The following is a 12,471-nucleotide window of genomic DNA, read 5'->3' on the forward strand; positions in this document are numbered from 1 at the left end:
TCTACCTCCCTGCTCAGCGCTTGTTCTTGCCGGTACGCCGGCGGCGGACGATGAGGGCGTCGCTCGGCTTGCGCCGGCGCGTGCGACCCTCGGGCTTACCGTTCGGGTTGACCGGGTGGCGACCACCGGAGGTCTTACCCTCACCACCACCGTGCGGGTGGTCGACCGGGTTCATGACGACACCACGGACCGTGGGGCGCTTGCCGCGCCAGCGGTTGCGGCCGGCCTTGCCCCAGTTGATGTTCGCGTGCTCGGAGTTGCCGACCTCGCCGATGGTGGCGCGGTTGCGCACGTCCACGTTGCGGATCTCACCCGAGGGGAGACGCAGCTGGGCGTACGGACCGTCCTTGGCGACGAGCTGCACCTTCGCGCCCGCGGACCGCGCCATCTTCGCGCCGCCGCCGGGGCGGAGCTCGATCGCGTGGATCACGGTGCCGACCGGGATGTTGCGCAGCGGCAGGTTGTTGCCCGGCTTGATGTCGGCGCGGGGGCCGTTCTCAACCGTGTCACCCTGCTTGAGCTTCTCCGGCGCGATGATGTAGCGCTTCTCGCCGTCGGCGTAGTGCAGCAGCGCGATTCGAGCGGACCGGTTGGGGTCGTACTCGATGTGCGCGACCTTGGCGGGAACGCCGTCCTTGTCGTTCCGGCGGAAGTCGATCAGCCGGTACGCGCGCTTGTGGCCGCCACCCTTGTGCCGGGTGGTGATCTTGCCGGACGAGTTACGACCGCCGGTGCCGCTCAGCGGACGCAGCAGCGACTTCTCCGGGGTGGAGCGAGTGATCTCGGCGAAGTCCGAGACGCTCGAACCGCGACGACCGGGGGTCGTCGGCTTGTACTTGCGGATGCCCATTGTCAGCTCAGTCCTTTACGCGGTGGGTCCGCCGAAGATCTCAATCGCCTTGCTTTCAGGCGAAAGAGTCACGATGGCGCGCTTGGTGTCCTTGCGCTTGCCGAAGCCGGCGCGAGTCCGCTTACGCTTGCCCTTGCGGTTGGCCGTGTTGACACTGACCACCTTGACGCCGAACACCTTCTCGACCGCGATCTTGACCTGGGTCTTGTTGGCGTCCGGGCGGACGATGAACGTGTACTTGTGGTCCTCGAGCAGCCCGTAGGACTTCTCGGAGATGACCGGCGCGAGCAGGATGTCGCGGGGGTCCGGAATGGCGACCGAACTCACTTCTCGTCACTCCCTTCCGTGACCTCGCCCGACCGCGCGGAAGCCTTGACGGTCTTGCCGCGGGCGGGGCCGGCGACGAACACGTCGTACGCGGCCTTGGTGAACACGACGTCGTCGTTGACCAGCACGTCGTAGGTGTTGAGCTGGTCGGCCCAGAGCAGGTGCACCTCGGGCAGGTTCCGCAGGGAAACCCAGCTGTACTCGTCGTCCCGGTGCAGCACCACGAGCACGCGCTTCGCCTGCGTCACCGCGGCGAGCACGGCCTTGGCGGCCTTGGTGGACGGCTTCTCACCGGTCACCAGCTCGGTGACGATGTGCAGCTGGCCGGCGCGCGCCCGGTCGGAGAGGGCGCCACGCAGAGCGGCGGCCTTCATCTTCTTCGGGGTGCGCTGGGAGTAGTCGCGCGGCGTGGGGCCGTGGACGACGCCACCGCCGACGAACTGCGGCGCGCGGGTCGAACCCTGGCGGGCACGGCCGGTGCCCTTCTGCCGGTACGGCTTCTTGCCGCCACCGGAGACCTCACCACGGGTCTTCGTGTCGTGCGTGCCCTGGCGGGCGGCGGCCTGCTGGGCCACCACGACCTGGTGCATCAGCGCGACATTGGCCTGCACGTCGAAGATCTCCTCGGGGAGGTCCACGGTGCCGTCGGCTTTACCGGCCGGGGTCTTCAGCTCGACGCTTGTCATTCGGAGTTACCACCCTTCGCGGCGCTGCGCACGAACAGCAGGCCGCCCTTGGGACCGGGCACGGCGCCCTTGATCAGCAGCAGGCCGTCCTCGGCACGCACGGCGTGCACGGTCAGGTTCTGCGTGGTGACCCGGTCACTGCCCATCCGGCCTGCCATGCGCACGCCCTTGAAAACGCGGCCCGGGGTGGCACAGCCACCGATCGAGCCCGGACGGCGGTGCACGGCCTGGGCACCGTGGCTCGCGCCCTGGCCCTTGAAGCCGTGGCGCTTCATGACACCGGCGTAGCCCTTGCCCTTGCTGGTACCGGTGACGTCGACCTCGACGCCGGCGGCGAACACCTCGGCGGTGATCTCCTGGCCGACCTCATAGGTCTCGGCGTCGGTGGTGCGCAGCTCGGCGAGGAAGCGCCGCGGGGTCACGCCCGCCTTGTCGTAGTGGCCGGTGCGCGGCTTGTTCACCCTGCGCGGGTCGACCGCGCCGAACGCCAGCTGCACGGCCGTGTAGCCATCTTTGTCCTGGGTCCGAACCTGGGTCACCACGTTCGGGCCGGCCTGGACGACGGTCACCGGGACAACCCGGTTCTGTTCGTCGAAGACCTGGGTCATGCCGAGCTTCGTGCCCAGGATGCCCTTCATTTGCCTGTCAGACATGAGTCTCTTATCTCCGCCGCTCGCCCAACGCTTACTGGATGTTGACGTCGACGCTCGCCGGCAGGTCGATGCGCATGAGCGCGTCGACCGTCTTCGGCGTCGGGTCGAGGATGTCGATCAGACGCTTGTGCGTGCGCATCTCGAAGTGCTCGCGCGAGTCCTTGTACTTGTGCGGCGAGCGGATGACGCAGTAAACGTTCTTCTCGGTGGGCAGCGGCACCGGCCCGACAACACGGGCTCCGGTGCGCGTGACCGTCTCCACGATCTTGCGCGCCGAGGTGTCGATCGCCTCGTGGTCGTAGGCCTTGAGCCGGATGCGGATCTTCTGTCCCGCCATGGTGGCTGCTCGTTCCTTGTCGTCTCGTGCCGCTATCTCACAAACCCGGTCCGGATGTCGCCATCCTGACCAGAGTTTCCGCAGTTCAACGGCCCTGTCCCCGGTCCACGCGGTCGGGCGTGTCGCGCCCGACGCACAGACGGATCCCGTGGGATCGTCGTCTTGCCTGGTCTTCCTCAACGTGAGGAGGCTATGAGCCGGCTCTGCTTTTGCAAGCGCTGTCGTCTCACTGCCTTTGCCCGCTCGCCTGCAACCCGAAGGAAGAGCTCGGCGGACCGTGGCCACTCGCACCGAGGCGGCCGGACCCGTTCGTCAAATACCCGAAGGGATCGGCCGCCCCAGGACGAGCAACCTGAATAGTGTCGCACACGTGATTTGACGCCCCTGACCCGGGGGTGTATTGCCCCCGGGAGGGGCGCCTAAATCACTTGATGATCTTGGTGACCTGACCCGCACCGACGGTGCGGCCACCCTCGCGGATGGCGAAGCGCAGGTTCACGTCCATCGCGACCGGCTGGATCAGCGCGACCGAGATGTCGGTGTTGTCGCCCGGCATGACCATCTCGGTGCCCTCGGGGAGGGTCACGACGCCGGTCACGTCGGTGGTGCGGAAGTAGAACTGCGGGCGGTAGTTGTTGAAGAACGGGGTGTGACGGCCACCCTCGTCCTTCGACAGGATGTAGACCCGGCCCTCGAAGTCGGTGTGCGGGGTGGTGGTACCCGGCTTCACGACGACCTGGCCGCGCTCGACGTCCTCGCGCTTGATGCCGCGGACGAGGAGGCCGACGTTGTCGCCCGCCTGGCCCTGGTCGAGCAGCTTGCGGAACATCTCGACACCGGTGACAGTCGTCTTGGTCGACTTCTCCTTGATGCCGACGATCTCGACCTCTTCGTTCACGTTGACCACGCCACGCTCGACGCGGCCGGTGACGACGGTGCCGCGACCGGTGATCGTGAAGACGTCCTCGATCGGCATGAGGAACGGCTTGTCGAGCTCGCGCACCGGGTCCGGCACGTTGTCGTCGACGGCGGTCATCAGCTCGAGAACGGCCTCGGCCCACTTCTCGTCGCCCTCGAGGGCCTTGAGGCCCGAGACGCGCACGACCGGGGCGTCGTCGCCGGGGAACTCCTGCGAGGACAGCAGCTCGCGGACCTCGAGCTCGACGAGCTCCAGGATCTCCTCGTCGTCGACCATGTCGGCCTTGTTCAGCGCGACCACGATGTAGGGCACGCCGACCTGGCGGGCGAGCAGCACGTGCTCACGGGTCTGCGGCATCGGGCCGTCGGTCGCCGCGACCACGAGGATCGCGCCGTCCATCTGAGCGGCACCGGTGATCATGTTCTTGATGTAGTCCGCGTGACCGGGGGCGTCCACGTGGGCGTAGTGACGCTTCTCGGTCTGGTACTCGACGTGCGAGATGTTGATCGTGATGCCGCGCTGCTTCTCTTCCGGCGCGTTGTCGATCTGGTCGAACGCCCGGGACTCGTTGAGCTCCGGGTACTTGTCGTGCAGAACCTTGGTGATCGCCGCGGTCAGCGTGGTCTTGCCGTGGTCGACGTGACCGATGGTCCCGATGTTGACGTGCGGCTTGCTCCGCTCGAACTTCGCCTTCGCCACTGGAATGTCCTCCTGGACTGATTTCGCTTTGTGCTCGGGGGCCGGCGTGGCTGCCGACCCCCGAATGTTCCTTCGTCGGTGCTGCGGACGTTCAGGAGAGTCCCTTAATGCCCGCGCGCGGTGGGGGAGTTACTCCCCCGTCGCCTTCGCGATGATTTCCTTCGCGACGTTCGCGGGAACCTCGGCGTAGGAGTCGAACACCATGGAGTAGTTCGCCCGGCCCTGCGTGCGGGACCGGAGGTCACCGACGTAGCCGAACATCTCCGACAGCGGGACCAGCGCCTTCACGACGCGGGTACCCGACCGCTCCTCCATGGCCTGGATCTGACCACGGCGGGAGTTGAGGTCACCGATGACGTCACCCATGTAGTCCTCGGGCGTGGTCACCTCGACCGCCATCATCGGCTCCAGGATCACCGGGTGAGCCTTCTTCGCGGCTTCCTTCATCGCCATGGAACCGGCGATCTTGAACGCCATCTCCGAAGAGTCGACCTCGTGGTAAGCACCGTCCAACAGGGTGAACTTCAACCCGACGAGCGGGTAGCCGGCCAGGACGCCGTACTGCATCGCGTCCTGCGCGCCCGCGTCGACCGACGGGATGTACTCCCGCGGCACGCGACCACCGGTCACCTTGTTGTCGAACTCGTAGAGCGCGCCATCGGTGCGCTCGAGCGGCTCCAGCTTCACGATGACCTTCGCGAACTGGCCGGAACCACCGGTCTGCTTCTTGTGGACGTAGTCGAGCTTCTCGACCGTCTTCTTGATCGTCTCGCGGTAGGCGACCTGCGGCTTACCGATGTTCGCCTCGACCTTGTAGTCGGACTTCATCCGGTTCACCAGCACCTCGAGGTGCAGCTCACCCATACCCGCGATGATCGTCTGGCCGGTGTCCTCGTCCAGCTTGACCTGGAACGTCGGGTCCTCTTCGGCCAGCTTCTGGATCGCCAGGGACAGCTTCTCCTGGTCGGCCTTCGTCTTCGGCTCGATCGCGACCCGGATGACCGGCTCGGGGAACGTCATCGACTCGAGCACGATCGGGTTCTGCGGGTCCGCCAAGGTGTCGCCCGTGGTGGTGTCCTTCAGCCCGATGACCGCGTAGATGTGGCCGACCTGGGCGTCGTTGACCGGGTTCTCCTTGTTGGAGTGCATCTGGAAGATCTTCCCGATGCGCTCCTTGCGCTCCTTGGTCGCGTTGATGACCTGAGCGCCGGCGGCGACCTTGCCCGAGTACACCCGGATGTAGGTCAGCTTGCCGAAGAACGGGTGCGCGGCGATCTTGAAGGCGAGCGCGGCGAACGGCTCGTCGACCGAAGCGGTACGCGTGGCCGGGGTCTCCCCGTCGGTCAGCGTGCCCTCGACCGCCGGCATGTCCAGCGGCGACGGCAGGTAGTCGATGACCGCGTCGAGCATGGGCTGGACGCCCTTGTTCTTGAACGCGGAACCGGCCAGGACCGGGAAGACCTCACGGGTGATCGTGAGCTTCCGGATGCCGGACTTGATCTCGGCCTCCGTCAGCTCCTCGCCCTCGAGGAACTTCTCCATCAGCGTGTCGTCCGCTTCGGAGACGGTCTCGATGAGCTTCTCGCGGTACTCCGCGGCCAGCTCGGCCAGGTCGGCCGGGATCTCCTCGACGGAGTAGTCCTCGCCCTTCTGGACCTCGCCGCGCCAGGTCAGCGCCTTCATGCGGACCAGGTCGACGACGCCTTCGAAGTCGTTCTCGGCGCCGATCGGGAGCTGGATGACCAGCGGGCGGACGCCGAGGCGCTCCACGATGGTCTTCACGGTGTAGTAGAAGTCCGCACCCAGCTTGTCCATCTTGTTGACGAAGCAGATGCGCGGGACGTCGTACTTGTCCGCCTGCCGCCAGACCTGCTCGGACTGCGGCTCGACGCCTTCCTTGCCGTCGAAGACGGCGACCGCACCGTCGAGCACCCGCAGGTTCCGCTCCACCTCGACGGTGAAGTCGACGTGCCCGGGGGTGTCGATGATGTTGATCTGGTGGTCGTCCCAGAAGGTGGTGGTCGCAGCCGAGGTGATGGTGATACCCCGCTTCTGCTCCTCCTCCATCCAGTCCATGGTGGCGGCGCCGTCGTGGACTTCACCGATCTTGTAGTTGACCCCGGTGTAGAACAGGATCCGCTCGGTGGTGGTGGTCTTGCCGGCGTCGATGTGGGCCATGATGCCGATGTTGCGGACCTGCGTCAGGTCGGTCAGCACGTCACGTGCCACGAGAGTGTTCCCCTGTTCTCAAGCTTGGGGCCCGGCATGGCTTGGTCGACAGCCGGGCGGTCATCACCAGCGGTAGTGCGCGAAGGCCCGGTTGGACTCGGCCATCTTGTGCGTGTCCTCGCGACGCTTCACCGAGGCACCGAGGCCGTTGGAAGCGTCCAGGAGCTCGTTCTGCAGGCGCTCGATCATCGTCTTCTCGCGGCGAGCCTGCGAGAAGGAGACCAGCCAGCGCAGGGCCAGCGTGGTGGAGCGGCCCGGCTTGACCTCGATCGGCACCTGGTAGGTGGCGCCACCGACGCGGCGGCTCTTCACCTCGATGGTGGGCTTCACGTTGTCGAGGGCGCGCTTCAGCGTGACGACCGGGTCGGTGCCCGTCTTCTCGCGAGCGCCTTCGAGCGCGCCGTAAACGATGCGCTCGGCCAGGGACCGCTTCCCGTCCTTCAGCACCTTGTTCACCAGCTGGGTGACCAGCGGGGAGGCGTAGACGGGGTCGGAGATCAGCGGCCGCTTCGGGGCCGGACCCTTGCGGGGCATTAGCTCTTCTCCTTCTTCGCGCCGTACCGGCTGCGCGCCTGCTTGCGGTTCTTGACACCCTGCGTGTCGAGCGAACCGCGGATGATCTTGTAACGGACACCCGGAAGGTCCTTCACACGACCACCACGCACGAGCACCATCGAGTGCTCCTGCAGGTTGTGGCCCTCACCGGGGATGTAGGCGGTGACCTCGATGCCGCTGGTCAGCTTCACACGCGCGACCTTGCGAAGCGCCGAGTTCGGCTTCTTGGGGGTCGTGGTGTACACGCGAGTGCACACGCCACGCCGCTGCGGGCTCCCCTTGAGGGCCGCGGTCTTCTGCTTGGCAGCCTTGTCCTGGCGGCCCTTGCGGACCAGCTGCTGGATCGTGGGCAATGGACCAGCTTCCTGTCGTGATCTGCTTCTTCGTGTCTTCACCGGCCCCCGCGGTCGGGCGTGTCGGCCCGCGTCACGGTCTCGCGACCGGTAACTTCCCGGAGGGATTTTTCCGTCGGAACCCCGACCTGCCGAAGCCGGTGACCGGGTGCCTGAGCACCCCGCCCATGCCGCACGGCACGCGGAGCGGCCCGACGCATGCCGGGCACGGTCTCCAAAGATACCCGCCCGGGTCGGGGCGGAACGCGGCGGGGGGTCCGAAGGTCGGCGAACCTTCAGCCTACCTCCGAACAGCACCGGGCCGCGGGATGTTCCGCACTCCGGTCACCCCGTTGCGGCGCCGCGGTTCTGGCGCCGGTCGTTCCCGGGTGATCGCGGCCGGGACCACCGGCCACAGCGTCTACAACAGCCCCGGCCTGGGGAATGTTCCCGGACCGGGCGGAGCACCGCGCCGGCCGGCCGGAGCCAGGCCCCCCGCCTGGCGTCTCCGGACCGACCGGCCCGCGGTTCAGTCCTCGTCGGGCTTCGCGTGGTCCGGCTTGCCCGGGTTCGGGTCGCGGGAGAGGTCGATGAGCGGGTGCACGCCCGCCCCCTCGGGCGCCGCGTGGCTGCCGCTCGACTTCTTCTCTTCGTCGGGCCGCTCGGCCCCTTCGCTGCTGCTCATCACGCACTCCTAGCGCTCGTCCCCTGCTTCCCCTTGCGGCCGGAAACCTACCCATTACCCGACCGGGTGACGCAGTGGGATCGGATCGGGCGTTCCGTGCGTCACACCGTCGCCGAGGAGCCACGATGGGTGGCGAGCACCGGGCGAGCGGGGAGGAGCCACAGACATGTCGGCCGAGTTCGAGCAGCTGGTGACCGAGTTCGAGCGGTTCCAGTCGGGCATCCGGAACGTCGACGACCGGTACGCCGGCCTCGACGCGATGCAGCAGGAGCTGGCCGGGCTGAGAGCCGGTGCGTCGTCGCCCGACGGCGGCGTGACCGTGGTCACCGGTCCGGGTGGCGCGGTCCTCGACGTCACGTTCACCGACGCGGCGCTCGCGAAGGGCTCGCAGGCGCTGGCCGCGACGCTCATGGCGACCCTGCGCGAGGCCGTCGGCGACGCGGCCCGGCGGCAGGCGGTGCTCGTCCAGGAGCACCTGGGCGACGAGCTCGGCCTGGTCGACCAGGTCCTCGAAACGCAGGCCGTCGCGTTCGGAACCACGGTCGAGGAGATGCGGTCGAAGCTGGCGGAAGGAACGCCGGCGACGCCGGCCCCCGCCGAGGACTTCTCCGAGGAGCGGGTGCTGCGCCAGGCCGGCGACACCCCGCCACCCCCGCCGCCGCCCGCGAGCGGTGGGTCCGCGGGCGACAGCTTCCTGCGGAACCTGTTCGACGAGGAGGACTGATGCCCGACGGAACCGGCGGCTACCAGGTCGAGGTCGACGCGCTGCGCGAGTACGTCGGCGTGCTCGGCAAGTACAAGGACCAGGGCGCGAAGTTCACCGAGAAGGTCGGCCAGGCCGACGTCGGTGACAAGTCGTGGGGCGTGGTGGGCCTGTTCACCAAGCACGGGTACGACGAAACGCTGCACGAGCTGCGCGACCTGCTGGCGTCGATGGCCGAAGGCCTGACGTCGGCGCAGGGCAAGTTCACCGACGCGGCGAGCGTCTACCAAGGCACCGAAGACGACCACAAGGCCTTCTTCGGGCAGGTCGAGGTCCTGCTCGACGGCCCGAAGAAGCCGTAGGAGCAACGATGGCGGAGTTCCAGGACGTCGCGAGCGGCGTCAGCGTGAAGAGCGACGACCCGGCCACCGTGCTCGGGGTGAACGTCGACAACGCGGTCAAGGCGACCCCCTTCGTCGGCAGCGCCGTGACCGTCGGGAAGGACTTCGTCTCGGTGGCGAAGGCCGCCACGGCGCCGCACCCGGACGGCGTCGACATCGCCCTCGGGCTCGGCAGCATCGCGACCGACACGACGAGCTTCATCCAGTCGAGCGCGAGCACGATCACCGACATCGCCACCGACCCGCTCGGCTGGCTCGTCGGGCAGGGGCTCAACTTCCTGATCAGCGCCGTCCAGCCGATCCAGGACGCGATCCACTTCGTCAGCGGCGACGGGCCCGCGCTCGGCATCGCGGCGGACAACTTCAACGCCATCGCGACCGGGCTGGACCAGCTGGCGAAGAACTTCGCCGAGGTCGCGGACACGTCGCTGGCCGGCTGGAAGGGCGACGCCGGCGACGCCGCGCGCACGTCGCTCGGCGAGTTCGCCCACGGCATCGGCGGGGTCTCCGCGAAGTCCGGCGACATGGCGCAGATGCTGCAGCTGAGCAGCATGCTGATGAGCTTCATCGAGGACCTGATCAAGGCGATCCTCACCGAGCTGGTCACGTGGCTGATCATGATCTGGATCCCGGCGCTGGCGGCCGCGGTGCCCTCCTGCGGAGCGTCGGTCGCCACCGCGGGCACGGCGTCGGAGGTCAAGCTCGGCACGACCGCCGCGAAGACGACCAAAAAGGTCTCGAAGGTCCGCGAGCTGCTGCAGAAGATCCTCGACTGGCTGCAGAAGATGAAGGCCAAGCTGGCCGCGACGAAGCTGGGCAAGATCTTCACCGAGGGCAAGACCGCGGGCAAGCTGAAGGAGCTCGCCGACAGCAACGCGGGGAAGAGCATGGTGGACAAGCTCAAGGGCGCCGAGGGGATGATCGGCAAGCGGACCGGCGAGAACGCGCTGTCCGAGATCGCGAAGAAGGGCGGCGAGGCGGCGGCCAAGGGCGTCTTCGGCTTCAACCCGGCCAAGCCCGGCGACAACCCGGCGAAGACGCTGAACGACCACCTCGGCAAGCTCAACAGCCACGTCAAGAACGCCAAGAAGGCGAGCGACTACGGCGAGACCGGCCGGACTCAATCCGACGAAGAAACCCGTGAGGACCTGGACTTCTGATGATCCTGGCACTGGTGATCGTCCTGATCGTGGCCGGGTTCGCGGCCGCGGCCGCGCTCTGGTGGCGCTCGCACACGAAGTACGTCGAGGGCCGCCGGGAGCATTGGTTCAAGGCCTTCGCGGCCGAGCGCGGCGGCACGTTCCACAGCGGCGTCGCCGGCGACGCGAACCCGGCGCCGACGTTCGGGGTCATCCACCCGACCGGGCTTCCGCTGGCCGGCAGCGACCACAAGTCGTGGGTCGAGTTCCGCCACGGCGACCGGCCGGTGATCGCCGTCGACGGCCAAGAGCCGTACCGGCACTTCGACGACCACACGTACTTCCGCGACATCCACGTCACGCAGGTGCGGGTGCCGCCGTGCCCGGAGCTGCGGATCGTCCCGGGCCAGGGCGTGACGATGCCGACGGACCCGCGGCTGGCGGCCGAGCTGTCCCGGTGGCTGGCGGCGAACCCGCGGTTCGGGCAGCGGGACGTCGTCGTGGAGCACGGGTCCGCCCGCACCTGGGGTCAGGGCTGCGCGACCAGGCAGAACATCGTGGCCGAGGCCGGCTACCTGGCCGACCTGGCCGACCGGCTGCCCGCGACGCTGTGGAGCATCAGCGGCGGCGCGTCGTGAGGTGGGTCAAGCCCGCCGACAGCGCGAACACCAGGCCCAGACCCACGATGTAGGGCCCGGCCAGCAGGGCGAACCCCGCGCCGATGTTGGCGTCGGCCTGCTCGTCGGACCGGAAGCCGAGCGCGCCCACCGACAGCAGGATCGCACCCACCGTGATCAGCAGGACGGCCACCACTGTCAGGCGCTTCGTGATCGTCGTCATACCTTCATGGTGCCCGGGGCCCGGCCAATTCGCTGGACAGCGACCCCAGGATGAGGACGTGAACTGGAAGATCACCCAGATTGACATCGCTCACCCGGACGCCGTCGCGATCATGCGCGAGTACATGGACGAAGTCGCTTCGCGCTACTACGGGCGTCCGATCACCGAAGCCGAGCTCACGCGGTACGTCGCCGAGGAGCCCGGGACCGACCTGATGGCGCCCACCGGGGCGTTCCTCGTCGGGTACCGCGACGGCGAGGTCGCGGGCTGCGCGGGGACCCGCGTCGTCGCGCCGGGGATCAGCGAGCTGACGAAGGTGTTCGTCAAGCCGGCCCACCGCGGGACCGCGGGCGGCCCCGTGCTGGTGGCGGCCGCCGAGGACGCGGCCCGGCGGCTCGGCTCGGACCTCATGCGGCTCGACACCCGCCACGACCTCGTCGAGGCCCGCGCGCTCTACGCGAAGCTCGGCTACGACGAGGTCGAACCCTTCAACGACAGGCAGTTCGCCGAGCACTGGTTCGCGAAGACCCTCAGCTGACGCAGGCGGCGACTTCGCCGGGCGCCGACTTCCGCGCGGTCACCACGCGCCCGCCCAGGGAGATGCGGCACTCCCCTGCCCGAACGGCGGCCCCTCGGGTGAGGGGCCGCCGGAGGGTCAGAAGGAGGGCAGGATCTTGCCCGGCACGCCGTTGATCGACTGGATCAGGCCGAGCACCGGGACGCCGAGCGGCGCGAACGTCCAGATGTTGTTCAGGCCACTCGTGTCCGGCTCGTCGACCACGACGACGCCGGGGGTGTCGGCGGCCAGCGCGGGCGCCGCCGCGCCGAACAGGGCCGCGCCGGTGAGGATCGCGACAGCGAGGGTCTTCTTCATGGTTCTCTGCCTTTCAGGAAACAGCGGTGATGAGGTCGAAGACGGGCGCGAGCAGGTCGACCGGCTGGCCGATCGGCCCGAGCACGCCGCCGAGGTCGACGCCGGGCACCAGCCAGACGGAACCGTCGGTCGGGTCGGCCGAGGCGACCTCGGCGGCCAGGCCGGTGAACGCCGTCGCCGCGGCGAGCGGCAGCAGCACGCGGGCAGCAAGACGCTTCATGCTTTTCCTTTCATAACAAGGG

The 12,471-nt window shown here is 68.2% G+C and carries 18 protein-coding genes; 5 read left to right on the forward strand and 13 right to left on the reverse strand.

The window, feature by feature from the left end; genetic code table 11:
* Window positions 1–13: 13 nt before the first annotated feature.
* From rplB to ACZ7PG_RS14380, 10 genes are all read right to left on the reverse strand, one after another.
* A complete protein-coding gene (rplB, locus tag ACZ7PG_RS14335; RefSeq protein ID WP_284745388.1) occupies window positions 14–850 on the reverse strand; it encodes a 50S ribosomal protein L2 in 837 nt (278 codons plus the stop codon).
* 15 nt (window positions 851–865) lie between these two features.
* The gene (rplW, locus tag ACZ7PG_RS14340; protein WP_284745387.1) at window positions 866–1,177 is read right to left on the reverse strand and encodes a 50S ribosomal protein L23; all 312 of its coding nucleotides are present in this window, start codon (window positions 1,175–1,177) and stop codon (window positions 866–868) included.
* Complete coding sequence (gene rplD / locus ACZ7PG_RS14345) at window positions 1,174–1,863, reverse strand: 50S ribosomal protein L4 (protein ID WP_155548870.1); 690 nt, start codon at window positions 1,861–1,863, stop codon at window positions 1,174–1,176. Before rplD ends, rplW begins: the two co-directional genes overlap by 4 nt.
* Window positions 1,860–2,516, reverse strand: coding sequence for a 50S ribosomal protein L3 (rplC, locus tag ACZ7PG_RS14350; protein ID WP_470239521.1), 657 nt, complete (start codon window positions 2,514–2,516; stop codon window positions 1,860–1,862). The genes rplD and rplC overlap by 4 nt, the downstream gene beginning before the upstream one ends.
* Before the next feature lie 31 nt (window positions 2,517–2,547).
* Window positions 2,548–2,853 (reverse strand): 30S ribosomal protein S10, encoded by a 306-nt coding sequence (gene rpsJ, locus ACZ7PG_RS14355; RefSeq protein ID WP_003102098.1) that lies wholly within the window; start codon window positions 2,851–2,853, stop codon window positions 2,548–2,550.
* Between the two features lie 424 nt (window positions 2,854–3,277).
* The gene (gene tuf / locus ACZ7PG_RS14360; protein ID WP_155548869.1) at window positions 3,278–4,471 is read right to left on the reverse strand and encodes an elongation factor Tu; all 1,194 of its coding nucleotides are present in this window, start codon (window positions 4,469–4,471) and stop codon (window positions 3,278–3,280) included.
* A gap of 129 nt (window positions 4,472–4,600) precedes the next feature.
* Entirely contained in the window at window positions 4,601–6,700 is a 2,100-nt protein-coding gene (fusA, locus tag ACZ7PG_RS14365; protein ID WP_470239522.1) for an elongation factor G, read from the reverse strand.
* Window positions 6,701–6,763: 63 nt separating this feature from the next.
* Window positions 6,764–7,234 carry a 30S ribosomal protein S7 gene (gene rpsG, locus ACZ7PG_RS14370; RefSeq protein ID WP_003102106.1) on the reverse strand — a complete coding sequence of 157 codons (471 nt, stop codon included), beginning with the start codon at window positions 7,232–7,234 and terminating at the stop codon, window positions 6,764–6,766.
* The gene (rpsL, locus tag ACZ7PG_RS14375; protein ID WP_003102113.1) at window positions 7,234–7,608 is read right to left on the reverse strand and encodes a 30S ribosomal protein S12; all 375 of its coding nucleotides are present in this window, start codon (window positions 7,606–7,608) and stop codon (window positions 7,234–7,236) included. The genes rpsG and rpsL overlap by 1 nt, the downstream gene beginning before the upstream one ends.
* A gap of 508 nt (window positions 7,609–8,116) precedes the next feature.
* Entirely contained in the window at window positions 8,117–8,272 is a 156-nt protein-coding gene (locus ACZ7PG_RS14380) for a hypothetical protein (protein WP_470239523.1), read from the reverse strand.
* Window positions 8,273–8,438: 166 nt separating this feature from the next.
* On the opposite strand from ACZ7PG_RS14380, the gene ACZ7PG_RS14385 reads away from it, so the two are divergent.
* From ACZ7PG_RS14385 to ACZ7PG_RS14400, 4 genes are read left to right on the forward strand one after another with little or no spacing between them, the layout of a single operon-like run.
* On the forward strand, window positions 8,439–8,996 hold the full coding sequence (locus ACZ7PG_RS14385) for a YbaB/EbfC family nucleoid-associated protein (RefSeq protein ID WP_470239524.1): 558 nt from the start codon (window positions 8,439–8,441) through the stop codon (window positions 8,994–8,996).
* Window positions 8,996–9,337: a hypothetical protein gene (locus ACZ7PG_RS14390; RefSeq protein ID WP_470239525.1), complete on the forward strand. Its 342-nt coding sequence runs from the start codon at window positions 8,996–8,998 to the stop codon at window positions 9,335–9,337. Before ACZ7PG_RS14385 ends, ACZ7PG_RS14390 begins: the two co-directional genes overlap by 1 nt.
* Window positions 9,338–9,345: 8 nt before the next feature.
* Window positions 9,346–10,536, forward strand: a complete 1,191-nt coding sequence (locus tag ACZ7PG_RS14395; protein WP_470239526.1) for a hypothetical protein — start codon at window positions 9,346–9,348, stop codon at window positions 10,534–10,536.
* Window positions 10,536–11,153 (forward strand): hypothetical protein, encoded by a 618-nt coding sequence (locus ACZ7PG_RS14400; protein WP_470239527.1) that lies wholly within the window; start codon window positions 10,536–10,538, stop codon window positions 11,151–11,153. Before ACZ7PG_RS14395 ends, ACZ7PG_RS14400 begins: the two co-directional genes overlap by 1 nt.
* On the opposite strand, the gene ACZ7PG_RS14405 is transcribed toward ACZ7PG_RS14400, so the two are convergent.
* Window positions 11,134–11,355, reverse strand: coding sequence for a hypothetical protein (locus ACZ7PG_RS14405; protein ID WP_285482319.1), 222 nt, complete (start codon window positions 11,353–11,355; stop codon window positions 11,134–11,136). The two genes, ACZ7PG_RS14400 and ACZ7PG_RS14405, sit on opposite strands and share 20 nt — an antisense overlap.
* A gap of 58 nt (window positions 11,356–11,413) precedes the next feature.
* On the opposite strand from ACZ7PG_RS14405, the gene ACZ7PG_RS14410 reads away from it, so the two are divergent.
* Window positions 11,414–11,893: a GNAT family N-acetyltransferase gene (locus ACZ7PG_RS14410; RefSeq protein WP_470239528.1), complete on the forward strand. Its 480-nt coding sequence runs from the start codon at window positions 11,414–11,416 to the stop codon at window positions 11,891–11,893.
* Window positions 11,894–12,010: 117 nt separating this feature from the next.
* Here ACZ7PG_RS14410 and ACZ7PG_RS14415 read toward each other — a convergent pair whose 3' ends face one another.
* Both ACZ7PG_RS14415 and ACZ7PG_RS14420 read right to left on the reverse strand, forming a co-directional pair.
* The gene (locus ACZ7PG_RS14415; RefSeq protein WP_470239529.1) at window positions 12,011–12,229 is read right to left on the reverse strand and encodes a hypothetical protein; all 219 of its coding nucleotides are present in this window, start codon (window positions 12,227–12,229) and stop codon (window positions 12,011–12,013) included.
* A 13-nt stretch (window positions 12,230–12,242) separates the two neighbouring features.
* The gene (locus tag ACZ7PG_RS14420) at window positions 12,243–12,449 is read right to left on the reverse strand and encodes a hypothetical protein (RefSeq protein WP_470239530.1); all 207 of its coding nucleotides are present in this window, start codon (window positions 12,447–12,449) and stop codon (window positions 12,243–12,245) included.
* Between the last annotated feature and the right edge of the window lie 22 nt (window positions 12,450–12,471).

The organism is Amycolatopsis sp. NPDC114504 (genome assembly GCF_055633595.1).

What these genes read in the sequence shown, in the direction of transcription:
- rplB (WP_284745388.1), bottom strand. Translation starts at nt 850, where the DNA reads ATGGGCATCCGCAAGTACAAGCCGACGACCCCCGGTCGTCGCGGTTCG.
- rplD (WP_155548870.1), bottom strand. Translation starts at nt 1,863, where the DNA reads ATGACAAGCGTCGAGCTGAAGACCCCGGCCGGTAAAGCCGACGGCACC.
- rplC (WP_470239521.1), bottom strand. Translation starts at nt 2,516, where the DNA reads ATGTCTGACAGGCAAATGAAGGGCATCCTGGGCACGAAGCTCGGCATG.
- rpsJ (WP_003102098.1), bottom strand. Translation starts at nt 2,853, where the DNA reads ATGGCGGGACAGAAGATCCGCATCCGGCTCAAGGCCTACGACCACGAG.
- rpsG (WP_003102106.1), bottom strand. Translation starts at nt 7,234, where the DNA reads ATGCCCCGCAAGGGTCCGGCCCCGAAGCGGCCGCTGATCTCCGACCCC.
- ACZ7PG_RS14380 (WP_470239523.1), bottom strand. Translation starts at nt 8,272, where the DNA reads ATGAGCAGCAGCGAAGGGGCCGAGCGGCCCGACGAAGAGAAGAAGTCG.
- ACZ7PG_RS14385 (WP_470239524.1), top strand. Translation starts at nt 8,439, where the DNA reads ATGTCGGCCGAGTTCGAGCAGCTGGTGACCGAGTTCGAGCGGTTCCAG.
- ACZ7PG_RS14390 (WP_470239525.1), top strand. Translation starts at nt 8,996, where the DNA reads ATGCCCGACGGAACCGGCGGCTACCAGGTCGAGGTCGACGCGCTGCGC.
- ACZ7PG_RS14395 (WP_470239526.1), top strand. Translation starts at nt 9,346, where the DNA reads ATGGCGGAGTTCCAGGACGTCGCGAGCGGCGTCAGCGTGAAGAGCGAC.
- ACZ7PG_RS14400 (WP_470239527.1), top strand. Translation starts at nt 10,536, where the DNA reads ATGATCCTGGCACTGGTGATCGTCCTGATCGTGGCCGGGTTCGCGGCC.
- ACZ7PG_RS14405 (WP_285482319.1), bottom strand. Translation starts at nt 11,355, where the DNA reads ATGACGACGATCACGAAGCGCCTGACAGTGGTGGCCGTCCTGCTGATC.
- ACZ7PG_RS14415 (WP_470239529.1), bottom strand. Translation starts at nt 12,229, where the DNA reads ATGAAGAAGACCCTCGCTGTCGCGATCCTCACCGGCGCGGCCCTGTTC.
- ACZ7PG_RS14420 (WP_470239530.1), bottom strand. Translation starts at nt 12,449, where the DNA reads ATGAAGCGTCTTGCTGCCCGCGTGCTGCTGCCGCTCGCCGCGGCGACG.